Raw genomic sequence first — 13,014 nt, 5'->3', positions numbered from 1 at the left:
CTTGCTTCCCGTAACTTTTTAGACAAGAACCATACCTTTAGGAGGGCTGAATATGGATCACAGCGAAGGATTGCAACAGGCCGGCTACCGATTACTGCATCAGCTCCATGACGATATTCAGCATCCGCCCGCAGGGGGGCTGTCCCGGGAAGACATCGTCACCAAATGCCGGAATATCAGCAGCGGAGCAGCCAATAACGCGGAGAAGGAACCGCTGGAGACGCTAACCGGAGTCATTGAAGCCTGCTTATCAGGACGTGCCTCGGCGGATGCGCTGCAGTTCTATTGTTCGGAGCAGTTCAATACGGACATTGGCAAAGAGTTCCCCGAGCTCCTATCCGGGCTTGAGAAGCTGCGGATTACAGCACCGGAGAGCAAGCCTGCAGAATCCGCCGACCCGGCCAGCCTTCCCAAGATTAGCGTGATTATCACCACATATAATAGAAAAGACTTCCTGAACCAGGCGATTAACAGCATTCTGCGCCAGGATTATCCCCATAAAGAGATCACCGTCATCGATGACTGCTCCAGCGACGGAACGGATGCCATGATGGCTGCAAGCTTCGGGGAGGAACCGCGTGTCATTTATATGCGCAGCGAAACCAATCAGGGGCCGGGGAACAACCGGCGCAAGGCGTTCGCCGCTCACGGCGACGGAGAGTACATCCTGTTCCTGGACGATGATGACTACCTCATAGACTCCGGCTATTTCAGCAAGGCCGTAAGCTTCCATAAGCTCCACCCGGAAATCTCCTTTGTCGCGGCGAATGTCTTCATGGAATACTCCAAATCGCAGCAGCTCAAAATCTCCAGCCTGGGACTGCGGAGCATCACGCCTAAGCAGGACTATTTTAAGAATTTCGAGCAAAAGAACTATCCCAAGCCCGCTTCCACGCTCACGACCATCTTCAAGCGGGAAGCGCTGATGGCACTGGATATTCTGAACATGAACATGGTCAACGACGCATCGATTTATCTGCGCGCGCTGCTGATCGGCGATGCCGGATTTATCGACACGATTGCCGGAGTTTACCGGATCCACGGCAACAATATCACCTTCAATCTCAGCCAGTCCTTCCTGATCGAGAATCTGGAGGAGAAGCGGCTGATCCGCAATATGGCCATCGAACGCTACGGCTACAGCAAGGCGGAAATGAACGAATGGTTCAACCATAACGTCTATGACACCATCTCGTATTATCTGATGAACTCGGCCAAAAGCCATACCGATTTCAAGTTCATGTACAGCTGGGCCAGCACCCATTGCCCCAAAGCCTACAGCCAGCTCAAACGCGAGTTCCGCACCAAGCTGATGAAGAAGCAGCTGCTGCGCGTCTCTTTTGTAAGAACACTGTTGAACCGGTAACTGCCGGCTGTAGACCGGCTCCATATCGCTCACACTGAAGACACCCTTAGGGTGTCTTTTTTAGTAACTTATGTCATTTTTAAAGATCGGAATACGTTATATTGTAAGAAAATAAGAGGACAAGAAACCATTGAGCAGATGAAGCTAAATTAATATCGCCCGGGAGGTAAATGATGATTACGAAATATCAGTGTGTGAATATCTCTTCTACGCATCCAAAGGAACTGGTCGAATTTTATAATGAAAAATTAGGTATACCTATCTTGGAGCCAGATGAGAACTACGATGGTGTATCTATAGGATTTCGGAAAGATGCTCCTGTAATCGTGATTTGGGATGAGAATAAATGGGGCAAATCAAGCGAAGGCAAGGTCAACTTTGTATTCGCTTGTGATAATCTTGACCAGACCTATGCTGAGCTGCAGGAAAAAGGCGTCCAATTGGAACCTCCGGCAACAGCCGTATGGGGTGGAAAAGAGCTTCCGTTCCTTGATCCGGATGGCAATAAAATTTTACTGTTAGAAAGTTAAGCCAAAAAAAAACGACACCCTCCTTATTCAGAGAATGCCGGATTATCGTTTAAGCTTCTTTCAGCAGCTGATCGAGCAGTCCGAATGTCTCTTTCAGCTTGGTTTTGGAAATCCCGCCGTACAAATCGCCGATGTTCAGCTCATAATAACAGGAGTTTGCTCCGGTTTCCTTCAGCCTTGCGGCAAGGGCTACACCCGTCTGCGCACACACTTCGATTAGAATCAGCTCTGCCTGCTCTTTGGACAGGGCAAAATGGACATGGAACATGTTCGACACCGGCACTTCCGGCAGCGTAGACACCTTGTGGCAAGCGTTGAACAGAGCCGCAAGCTCCTTGGCTTCCGTGTAATACTGAGCCATCCGGCCCGCCCGTTGCCGGTAGTAATATTGTGCAGGAATAATATACGGATACAGGCTGATCAGATCGCCGCCATGCCGCCGCTTCCAGATCTTAGACTCCTCTGTAAAGTCCCTGCTGCCCGCGAGAATCGCCCCGGCAATGCCGCCTATGCCTTTGTAGAAGGAGATATACACACTGTCGAACAGCCCGCAGACTTCTGCCGCGGTCTTCCCGTAATACGGCAGCACCTCGAACAGCCGGGCCCCGTCCAGATGCAGAATAATCCCCTGCTCACGGCAATAGGCGGAGATGGCTTCAAGCTCAGCATAATCCGGCAGCTGGCCGCCGATCTCGCGCTGCGGCAGCTCAAGAAGCAGGCAGGCAATGTCCTCTCCAATATTCTGCACATCCTCCAGGGTGATCAGACGGTCCTTGTCAGCAAGCAGTACCGGCTTGATATGGTGCAGCTCCTTCAGCCCGTCCTGCTCATGAATCTCCAAATGGCACAAAGGATGGTAGGCGACGGTCTTCAGCCCTTTGCGGTCACACCAGATCCGGAGAGCAATCTGCTGAGCCATCGTTCCGCTCGGGAAGAAGACCGCTGATTCTTTACCGAGTACGCCTGCTATTTCCGCCTGGAAATCCTCGATGACTGCGCCGTCCCCGTATATATCACTGCTAATATTTCCTTCGGCAGCGGCAAATGCCTGTTTCAGCACCTGCACATCCCGTTTTCCGTGGCCCGCTAATTGAATCTCAGCTCCGTCAAAAGCCTCCATCAATGTTATCTGTTCTTGCATAAGGGCAAATTCTCCTCTCAGGTACGCTATAATTGAACAATGTTCTAAAATTATAACATTTCACGGCAAATTTCTAAATTTCAAGAAGAAACAGCTTTAAAAACCTGTAATTTCTTATATTTTTTTAAAAAATTCACGTTTTAGTACCTGTATCCGAGGTGAAATAAGTTGACCGCTGTGCTACAATATTGGAATTGCAAAGGCAATAGCTTAGGGAGGTTTATTACAACACCATGCTTATTATTGGTATCGCCGGCGGGACTGGTTCCGGCAAAACAACGGTAGCCCGCTCCGTTATTAACCGTCTTGGAACTGACAAAGTGACGTTCATATCTCAGGATAACTACTATAAAGACCATTCCTATCTCAGCCTCGAAGAACGCGGAGCAATCAATTACGATCATCCGCTGGCTTTTGACACGGAATTGCTGATTGAGCATCTCGATTGTCTGAAGTCAGGACAAGCCGCCTATGCTCCGGTGTATGATTTCACCACGCATGCCCGCTTCACAGACAAGACCGTTGAGCTGAAGCCCAACAACATTGTTATCGTGGAAGGCCTGCATGTGCTGTCCGACGAGAAGCTGCGGACACAGCTGAACATTAAGGTATTCGTTGATACTGACCCGGATGTACGGATTCTGCGCCGGGTGCTGCGCGATATCGAGGAACGCGGCCGGACGATCCGTTCGATCCACACGCAATATCTGACGACGGTGAAACCTATGCACGAGGCGTTCATCGAGCCTTCCAAGAAATACGCAGACCTCATCATCCCCGAAGGCGGGCAGAATGAAGTCGGCATCGAGCTATTGTCGGTATTGACCGCAAAATATTTGTCGGGCGATCAGCAGTGGAACGGAAGCACACGTTAAGGCATAACCGGATTTAAGCTTTGGGACAGACAGCTGCTGTGAGCAATCATGGCAGCTGTCTTTTTCTTCGCCCGCTATTACGGGATCAATGATCCCAACACCTGCTTTCCACGCCATATCAATGTCATTATACTTCACACATAATAATAGAATGTCGGCTTGGAGGATCAATAATTATAAAAAAACACAGGTTTGCGTAATATTTATTGACTGGTAGCGCTTTATTGTCTAAAATAACTGTTGATTATTCCCGGCCCATCCTCTATGATATTGTCATCAGGAAGGCTGTAAAGTTTAAGCGTTTAAACTTTATAGTTTTAATATCAGTAATTTAGAGCTTATCCGACTTTTATTTGCAACAAAAGTTAAAGCGCTTTAACTTTATTGATGAAAGGTTGGTGTGACCGTGATTAAGAGTGAAAGCCGGCGGCAGACGTTCTACATGTACATGTTCATATCGCCGTGGCTCATCGGCTTCCTTGTCTTCGCCCTTTACCCTATCTTGTCTTCACTCTACTACAGCTTCACTGATTATGACATTGTCCATCCGCCCAGGTTCATCGGCCTGGCCAACTACACTGAGATGTTTGGCAGTGAGCTGTTCTGGAAGTCTGTAACGGTCACGCTGAAATACACCTTCATTAGTGTGCCTGTACAGCTGCTGCTGGCCCTCGGCTTCGCGCTGCTGCTGAATCAGACCCTTCCCCTGCGCGGCTTCTTCCGGACTGCGATGTATTTTCCCAGCATGGTCTCGGGGGTGGCCATGTCACTGCTCTGGTACTGGATCTTTAACCCGCAGATCGGCCTCTTCAATTATATGCTCTCCTGGTTCGGCATTCCCGGCCCGGCGTGGCTGATGAGTCCCGACACTGCATTATACGCGCTCATTATCATGTCCTTCTGGACCGCCGGAGCAGGGATGATCCTCTTCCTGGCCGGACTGCAGGGTGTGCCGGGCAGCCTGATTGAAGCCGCCAGGCTCGATGGGGCGGGACGCTTGCGGATTTTTGTAAATATTACTCTGCCGATGATCTCCCCGGTCCTGCTGTTCCAGCTCATTATGGGCCTGATCGACTCCTTCCAGGTCTTTACCCAGGCATTTGTCATGACGCAGGGCGGCCCCAATTACTCTACCTGGTTCTACGTCTACAATCTGTACACCAGTGCCTTCAAGGAATACCGCGCCGGTTACTCGTCCGCACTGGCCTGGGTGCTGCTGATCGTCGTTATGCTATTCACGGCCGTCATTATGAAGCTGTCAAACCGGTATGTTCATTATGAAGGAGGCGGACGCCGATGAGTATCGTCAAAGCTGCCAGCTCCCGGGCACCTTCATCCCTGGCACACCGCCGGAAGGCTGACCCGGTCAAGATTGCCAGCTTCGCAGCCCTGCTGATTACAACCTTCCTGATGCTGCTGCCGCTGTTCTTCATGGTCTCCACCTCACTGAAATCGAAGCGGGAGATGCTGAAGTTTCCGCCGACCTTTCTGCCGGAGAGCTGGGCCTGGAGCAATTACACAGAGATTTTTGATACGCTGCAGTTCGGCACGTTGTACAAGAATAGCCTCATTATCGGGGTCCTCACCGTCATCGGCACGCTGCTGTCCTCGGCGCTGGTCGCTTACGGCTTCGCCAGATACCGCGGCCGGGGCAACCAGCTCTGGTTCATTCTGCTGCTGAGCACAATGATGCTTCCTTATCCGGCGATCATGATTCCGCAATTCGTGCTCTTCTCCAAAATGCAGTGGATCGACACCTTCCTGCCGCTGGTCGTACCTGCCTTCTTCGGCTCGGCGTATAACATTTTTCTGCTGCGCCAGTTCTTCTCCACACTGCCGGAGGAGCTGTTCGACGCCGGAAGAATCGATGGCTGCGGCGAGCTGCGGATGTGGCGGACGATTGCACTCCCACTATCAGCTCCAGCACTGGCGACCGTGGCGATCTTTGCTTTTATCTACAGCTGGAATGACCTCTTGACCCCGGTGTTGTACTTAAGCTCCTCGGACAAATTTACGCTTCCGGTCGGCATGGCCTCACTCACCTCCTCCCGGTTCCGTATTCCGCCGTGGCATCTCTTAATGGTGGCTTCCGTGCTGGCGATGGTGCCGATTGTCACCCTGTTCGCCATCGCCCAGAAGCAGTTCGTGGAAGGCATCGTACTTACAGGCATCAAGTAATCTCCGCTACTCTTACAGCGGCCCAATACTCTTGAAATGATGGAGGGATTCTGGATGAATAAGAACACCATTAGGAAACGGTCCGCATTGCTGCTGGCCGCACTGTTGACTACAGCGGCGGCTTTGTCCGGCTGCGGCGGGGGTAAATCGGCAGGCAATGTGGCAACAGGCAGCGGAAACAACGGTAACAACGGCGGCTCAGACGAACAAGTGACGATTACGCACTATACGATTGATTCCGAGGACCGCACCTTCATCGAGAAGCTGATTCCTGATTTTGAGAAGGAGCACCCGAATATCAAGGTCAAAGTGGAAAAAGCGCCCTACGAGCAGTTCGACAGCAAGCTGCAGACCCTGATTGCCGGAGGCAAATCGCCCGATGTCACCAGCCACTACGGATACGGCGGTTTTGCCGAATATTACAACAAAGATATGCTGCTCGATCTGACCGACCTGATAGCCGAAGACGGGTTCAAAGCCGAGGATTACCATATCCCGGACAATCTGATGAAAATATATACGGTCAATGACCGTACCTACGGCATCCCGGTGAATATGTACGTCACACTTATGCTGTACAACAAGGATATGTTCGATGCTGCGAAGCTCTCCTATCCGCCAAGTGACTACGAGGACAAGAGCTGGACGTTTGAGAAAATGGTCGAAGAAGCCAAACAGATGACCTTAGTGTCGGACGATATCGCCAAAACTCAATACGGGGTTGACTTTACCTGGGCTGAACGTGATATGCGGCCGCTGTATTTCGGAGCAGAACCGTATTCCGCGGATACGTGGACTAACGGGGGCGTACCGTCTGAGACACATTTTGACTCACCGGAGGTTATCGCTGCTTACCAGAAATTATTCGATCTGGTCTTTAAGGACAAAGTATCACCTACCTCCGAGTGGAGCAAAAGTGTAGCGGGCCAGAACGGCGACCCCTTCGTAGCCGGCAAAATCGGTATGTCGATCGGCGGCTCCTGGAATCTGGCAGGCGCGAATGATTTTCCGTTTAAAATCGGCGTAGCCGCAGTCCCATGGGGCGGTAATGATAAAGTACGGAGCACCTTGTATGTTGACCCGCTGCTGATTCTAAAAGGCTCGAAGCATCCGAAGGAAGCTTTTGAATGGATCAAGTTCCTGATGACGACAGAGGTTCAGGAGAAATCCATCGAGCTGAGCGGCGGCAATCCGCCGGTGAACACCGAGGCTGCGGAAGCTTACTACAAGCATTTTGACGGCATTGATCCAGAGGATGTGAAGAAGGTGTACGAAGGTGCGGTCAAATACGGCTATGAATCCTACAACCATCTGATCACCAACTATTCGCAGATCAACGACATGTTCATCAATGAGCTCCAGCCGGTCGAGACCGGCCACAAAACACTTGAGGAAGTGATGCCGGTTATTCAGAACAAGGTCACCGAGATTATCAAGCGGTAACACCTTTAGCGGAACATCTCCCGACCCTGTATACTGGAGGTAGTATTATAGCTTCGGAAAATCACCGCAAGGAGCGCTGGAGATGAAAGTAAGTATATTTGATGTAGCCAAAAAATCGGGATTGTCCGTTGTTACCGTATCCCGCGTACTAAACGGCGCCGGATCCGTGCGGGAAAACAACCGGCAGAAGGTGCTCGATGCGATCCGGGAGCTGGACTACCGGCCGAGCGCGGCTGCCCGCAGTCTGGCCAGCGGCAAGACCGGAATTATCGGCCTGATCGTAACGACGCTGCAGGATTCCTTCTTCGATGCAGTGGTCAAAGAGCTGAACGAGGTGCTTGCGCTGCACGGGTATTTCCTGGCCATCTCCATCTCTACAGGTATGGAAGGCAGCGACCATCATTACCTGATCCAGGAGGACCGGGTAGACGGACTGATTCTGCTATCGCCGATGGAGGAAGACAATTATCTCGTGGAGCTGAAGCGCCGGGGCATTCCCTATGTGCTGATCGATAATCAGCAGGAGAGCAATGATGCCTACTCGGTTACCATCGACAATGTCAAAGGCGGCTATGCCGCAGCCAGCCATCTGCTGGAGCTGGGACACACCTCCATCGCCCATCTCTGCGGGCAGGAGATGTTCCGCAGCACGCGCGAGCGGCGCAGCGGCTTCCTGCAGGCACTGCAGGAGCAAGGGTTAGAGCCGTTCGAAATTGTACACGGAGATTTCGATATCGGCATGGGTTATGACACGGGCAAGCGCTGGCTCCGGGAGGGGAAGCTGCCCACGGCAGTGTTCGCGGGCGATGACAACATCGCGCTCGGCCTGATCAATGCCCTGATGGAGGCCGGCGTCCGCGTGCCGGAAGAGGTAGCGGTGGTCGGCTATGACGACCATTATATTGCTTCACAGCTCCGCCCGCATCTGACCACGCTGCGCCAGCCTGCCGACAAGATCGGACTGGCCGCAGCCGATATGCTGCTGCGGCGGATGAACGGCAATATGAAGCGGGGCGCCAGCATCCGGATTGATCCGGAGCTGATTGTGCGGGAATCGACTGCGGCCGCCAGATAGACCGCCGGGTAAATCCCCGTTCAGAATGTACTTCAGAAGCTTAACCAGGAGGTCTCCAGACTGTTGATTGGCGTACGCCCTGCCCGAAACAGATGGTGAAATCGCCGCTAATCGCCGCTAATTATTCTTAAGAACGAGTAACATTGGAATGAAGCAGAGAAAATTGAGGGCTGTTGATCAGCAAGCGTCTGTTTCAGAAAGAGGGAATTCAACACTTAGTTGGAATCCCTCCACCTAATTCCATCATTTTTCCTAATTTACGATGATTAGTTGGAAAACCTCCACCTATTTCGGGCCATCCACTACTCTGGGGACGAATTAGGTACAATTAAGCGGAGTTTTTCCCACTAGCATTCTATACGCAGTGTTTAATGAAGAAATAAGTGGAGAAATTCCACTTCTTTTAATCAGAAGACGTGCTATAACACATTTTTGTATAAAGCAGCGAATTAACAGGTCTGGACGAAATCCACTTTTTAAAAGATATAAGCATATGCTTTCGAAGACAGTTTTGTACGAAGACACATCAATGAAGGATTGCTCACAAAACTTTAGGAGTGACGACCATTGGCTTACTATATGGGGATCGATGGGGGCGGAAGTAAAACCTATGCCCTGCTGACCGATGCCGCCGGCAACGTGCTCGGTAAGGGCAGGAGCGGCAACGGCAATCACCAGACCGGCGTGGAGGAAGCCGCCGCGAATATCCGTGCAGCAGCGTTTGCCGCGCTTACGGAGGCCGGGCTCCGGCTTGAGGATGTCAGGCATACCTATCTCGGGCTCGCCGGAGCCGACCGCAAGACGGACTACGACATCCTCCATCCGCTGATCCGCGGCATCGGATTCAGCCGCTATACGATTGGCGGTGACACGATGATCGGCCTCCGGGCGGGCACGGACCGCCCGTACGGGGTTGCCCTGATCTGCGGCACCGGCACCAATGCCGCAGGACGTAACCGTGAAGGCCAGCACTTCCAGTGCGGCGGCTTCGATTATATGTACGGCGATTTCGGCGGCGGCGGCGCGCTGAATGTCGAGGTGTTCCGCACCGTGATCCGTGCCTGGGACGGGCGCGAGGCACCAACTCTGCTGACGGCAGCGCTGCTGGAGCTGCTGGGCTACAAGTCGGTCGGGGACATGTACAACGACTTCCTCGACCACGGCAAATCCGTGCCGCTGCATGCGGCGCGCCTGCTGTTCCCGGCGACAGCAGCCGGCGATACCGCCGCGCTTGCCATCCTGCACCGGCAGGGTGCCGAGCTGGGCAAGTCGGCAGCGGCCGTGATCCGCAGGCTGGGCATGGAGCATGACGTCTTCGACGTCGTGCTGGCCGGCAGCCTGCTGACCCGGGGGGACCGCGGCTGGATCCGCGGGCCCATTGAACAGGCTGTGCGCGAAGCCGCGCCGCACGCCTCTGTTGTTACCTTGGCCACAGAGCCTGTGGTCGGTGCGGTGTGGGCTGCGCTGGAAAGCGACGGCCTCAGCATCACCAGTGAAATCTATGACAAAATGCGTCCCTTTCAAGAATTCGAACCCATTCCGATAACAACAAGACAGGAGTGATTCATCTTGGCAGCTAACCAAGGACTTAAGATCGCCGTGATTGGCGGCGGCTCTTCCTATACACCTGAACTGATCGAAGGCTTCATTCTCCATCACAAGGAGCTTCCTGTGACTGAGCTGTGGCTCGTGGATATTGAGCCCGGCCTGCGTAAGCTGAACATTGTCGGCAGTCTGGCTAAGCGGATGGTGCAGGAATCGGGTCTGCCGATTACAGTCCACCTGACGACTGACCGCCGCGAGGCGATTGCCGGAGCGGACTTCGTCAGCACCCAGATCCGCGTCGGCATGCTGGACGCCCGCGCCCGCGATGAGTCCATTCCGCTCAAATACGGCGTCATCGGCCAGGAAACGACCGGCCCGGGCGGAATGATGAAAGCGCTGCGCACCATTCCCGTCATCCTGGACATCTGCCGGGATATCGAAGAGCTCGCTCCTGATGCCTGGCTGCTGAACTTCACCAACCCGGCGGGAATGGTGACCGAAGCGGTGCTGAGATACTCGAAGGTGAAGAGCATCGGACTCTGCAATGCGCCGATCGGGCTGATCAAGCAGGTATCAGCGAAATACAATGCCGCGCCGGACCGGATTTATGCCGAGTTCGTCGGGCTTAATCACCTGCACTGGATTACCCGGATTGATGTCGAGGGTGAAGACAAGCTGGATGAGATGCTGGCCGATACGGCTGGCTACAGCGCGAAGAACGTCCCTGCACGGGAGTGGAATCCCGAATTCCTGCAGTCCTTGCGTGCTCTGCCCTCTTATTATTTGAAATATTTCTACATGACCGACGCCATGCTCGAAGAGCAGCTGGCCTCCGCCAGGCAGGGTGCAAACCGTGCCGAAGTAGTCAAACGCGTCGAGGAAGAGCTGTTCGAAATCTACAGCAATCTGGAGCTGAAGGAGAAGCCGAAGCAGCTGGAGCAGCGCGGCGGAGCCTTTTATTCCGAAGCGGCGGTCAACCTGATGCGCTCGCTACATAACGGCACGAATGATATTCAGACACTGAACGTGGCGAACCGCGGCATTCTCAGCTTTTTGCCGGAGGATGCCAGCATTGAGGTCAACTGTGTCGTCACGAAGACCGGTCCGCTGCCGCTGCCGCTGACCAAGGTGCCGCCGATGGCGAAGGGACTGATCCATGCCGTGAAGACGTATGAGCAGCTGGCGATTGACGCCGCCGTTACCGGCGACCGCAGCCTGGCGATCCAGGCGCTCGCCCATCATCCGCTCGTGCCTTCCGTAGAGACGGCTATATTCATGCTGGATGAAATGCTGGAGGCGAACAGGGAGTATTTGCCGAATTTTTTTGCCGGTAAGGAAGCGGCTTCGGCCACTGCAGAATAACATCACAAAGAGACCGCCCCGCTTGCAGCTTCAGCTCTGCGCGCGGGTGGTCTCTTTTTTTATAACGGAAACAGCACCTCCGCCTCGGCCATCCCGGATGTATCAATAATTCTCCAGCCCGCTGCTCATGCCGCCAATCATGGAGAGCGAAAGATCCAGTGCTTTATCGCGTTCGCCGCTCTTTAGATAATAGGACAACAGCTTGCGCTCATACCGCTCGATGGCATAGGTGTCGCCATTGCTGCGGAAATGCGGCAGGGCTTCCTCCTCAATATAACGGTAATACGGCTGCCAATCCTCTTTCAGCGACAGCATCAGCAGGTTAAAGTTAATCGCCCGGTTGTCTGTACGCTCCGTCGCCAGTGTCAGCCCTTGATAGGTTAAAGCAAGCAATTCGGATACGGGAAGGCGCTTAGCGCCCACGCAGGAAGTGATATAGCAGTCAAGCACAGTCAGGTAGAACGAATGGTCCGGCCCGCTAATCAGCTCCATCACCTGTTCGAACAGGTCGGCCGCTTCGTCGTACAGCCCCCGGCGCATATGCTCAAAGGCAAGGTTATGGAGCAGCTTGTACTTGCGGTCGATAGAGCCGCATAACTCACAGGCTTTGATCAGATTTTCGTAAGACTGCTTAGCTATCGAGAAATAATGCGGTTCATTCACACTCAGCTGAATCAGCAAAAGGGTCTCGGTATCGATAATCCGCACCAGATTAAGTGTCTTGCGGAAATATTGCAGCGCTTTTTCCCCATAATAGTAGGCGATAATATTGGAATGAATCGAATGATACGCAAGCGCCAAATGATAGAAATACTCCTGTTCGGTATACTCCGGCTCGTCAATCTCCGTCAAAACGCCGATACATTCCAGGAATTTACCCGACAAAAAATAATAGATTCCCTGAAGATGCTTAAAATAGTTGCGCACGTAAGGCGAAGCATATTCATCCTTTCCAATCTCCCGGATCAGCCTGGAAGCAGGCTTCAAGTCATTGTTATATAAATAGTAACGGGTTAACAGCAGGGGATACGGGATTTTGTAATCGGGCAAATCTTTAAGTGTTTCCCGCTCAATCTGCTCCTTCAGGATCTCCGCTTCTTTCGTCCGCTGCATTACCATCGCATCATGCCATTCGTTTAACTTGCGCTGGGTCATATGGAAACGTTCTATCTCTGTAGCCATATTGATATTGAGGCGCCCGCATAATAAATCGATGATTTCGGAGGAATACTCGGTGATGCCCCGCTCTATTTTGCTTAGATGAGTCACTGAGCAAATCCCATGACCAAGCTCACGCTGGGTTAATTGCTGCTTCTCCCGGTAGTGCTTGATGATTTTCCCCTCAGTCATTCTTAAGTCCTCTTTTCCGTTAAAGTACAGCAGTAAGCTCTCTTTATTATACAACGGTAAAGACAGATTCAAGAGTTATTCCATTAAAAAAAGCCGGGAGGTTACCGCTCTTGCAGCGATATTCCCCCGGCTTTTTGCCTAAATATGAA

At 52.6% G+C, this 13,014-nt stretch carries 11 protein-coding genes; 9 read left to right on the top strand and 2 right to left on the bottom strand.

Annotated features, from left to right (window positions below; all coding sequences use genetic code 11):
* Positions 1-52 precede the first annotated feature (52 nt).
* Entirely contained in the window at positions 53-1,366 is a 1,314-nt protein-coding gene (locus QU597_RS01285; RefSeq protein ID WP_310831012.1) for a glycosyltransferase family 2 protein, read from the top strand.
* 173 nt (positions 1,367-1,539) lie between these two features.
* The gene (locus QU597_RS01280) at positions 1,540-1,896 is read left to right on the top strand and encodes a VOC family protein (protein WP_310833202.1); all 357 of its coding nucleotides are present in this window, start codon (positions 1,540-1,542) and stop codon (positions 1,894-1,896) included.
* Between the two features lie 49 nt (positions 1,897-1,945).
* Here QU597_RS01280 and QU597_RS01275 read toward each other — a convergent pair whose 3' ends face one another.
* Positions 1,946-3,037, bottom strand: a complete 1,092-nt coding sequence (locus QU597_RS01275) for a threonine aldolase family protein (RefSeq protein WP_310831011.1) — start codon at positions 3,035-3,037, stop codon at positions 1,946-1,948.
* Between the two features lie 233 nt (positions 3,038-3,270).
* Between QU597_RS01275 and udk the strand changes: the two genes are divergently transcribed.
* The 7 genes from udk to QU597_RS01240 all read left to right on the top strand — a co-directional run bounded on the left by udk (position 3,271) and on the right by QU597_RS01240 (position 11,515).
* The gene (gene udk, locus QU597_RS01270; RefSeq protein WP_054943298.1) at positions 3,271-3,912 is read left to right on the top strand and encodes a uridine kinase; all 642 of its coding nucleotides are present in this window, start codon (positions 3,271-3,273) and stop codon (positions 3,910-3,912) included.
* Positions 3,913-4,354: 442 nt separating this feature from the next.
* On the top strand, positions 4,355-5,212 hold the full coding sequence (locus QU597_RS01265; RefSeq protein WP_370656247.1) for a carbohydrate ABC transporter permease: 858 nt from the start codon (positions 4,355-4,357) through the stop codon (positions 5,210-5,212).
* On the top strand, positions 5,209-6,090 hold the full coding sequence (locus QU597_RS01260; protein ID WP_236336556.1) for a carbohydrate ABC transporter permease: 882 nt from the start codon (positions 5,209-5,211) through the stop codon (positions 6,088-6,090). Before QU597_RS01265 ends, QU597_RS01260 begins: the two co-directional genes overlap by 4 nt.
* A gap of 54 nt (positions 6,091-6,144) precedes the next feature.
* Positions 6,145-7,533 (top strand): ABC transporter substrate-binding protein, encoded by a 1,389-nt coding sequence (locus QU597_RS01255; RefSeq protein WP_310831009.1) that lies wholly within the window; start codon positions 6,145-6,147, stop codon positions 7,531-7,533.
* A gap of 82 nt (positions 7,534-7,615) precedes the next feature.
* Positions 7,616-8,608 (top strand): LacI family DNA-binding transcriptional regulator, encoded by a 993-nt coding sequence (locus QU597_RS01250; protein WP_310831008.1) that lies wholly within the window; start codon positions 7,616-7,618, stop codon positions 8,606-8,608.
* Positions 8,609-9,175: 567 nt separating this feature from the next.
* Positions 9,176-10,171: an N-acetylglucosamine kinase gene (locus QU597_RS01245; RefSeq protein ID WP_310831007.1), complete on the top strand. Its 996-nt coding sequence runs from the start codon at positions 9,176-9,178 to the stop codon at positions 10,169-10,171.
* A 6-nt stretch (positions 10,172-10,177) separates the two neighbouring features.
* Complete coding sequence (locus QU597_RS01240; RefSeq protein WP_310831006.1) at positions 10,178-11,515, top strand: 6-phospho-beta-glucosidase; 1,338 nt, start codon at positions 10,178-10,180, stop codon at positions 11,513-11,515.
* A 102-nt stretch (positions 11,516-11,617) separates the two neighbouring features.
* Here the strand turns inward: QU597_RS01240 and QU597_RS01235 are convergent, their stop codons facing one another.
* Positions 11,618-12,865 (bottom strand): helix-turn-helix domain-containing protein, encoded by a 1,248-nt coding sequence (locus QU597_RS01235; protein ID WP_310831005.1) that lies wholly within the window; start codon positions 12,863-12,865, stop codon positions 11,618-11,620.
* Positions 12,866-13,014 lie beyond the last annotated feature (149 nt).

Origin of the sequence: Paenibacillus pedocola, from assembly GCF_031599675.1 — a bacterium.
GTDB lineage: Bacteria > Bacillota > Bacilli > Paenibacillales > Paenibacillaceae > Paenibacillus_AQ > Paenibacillus_AQ pedocola.
This window is presented reverse-complemented; position numbering and strand designations above follow the sequence as displayed.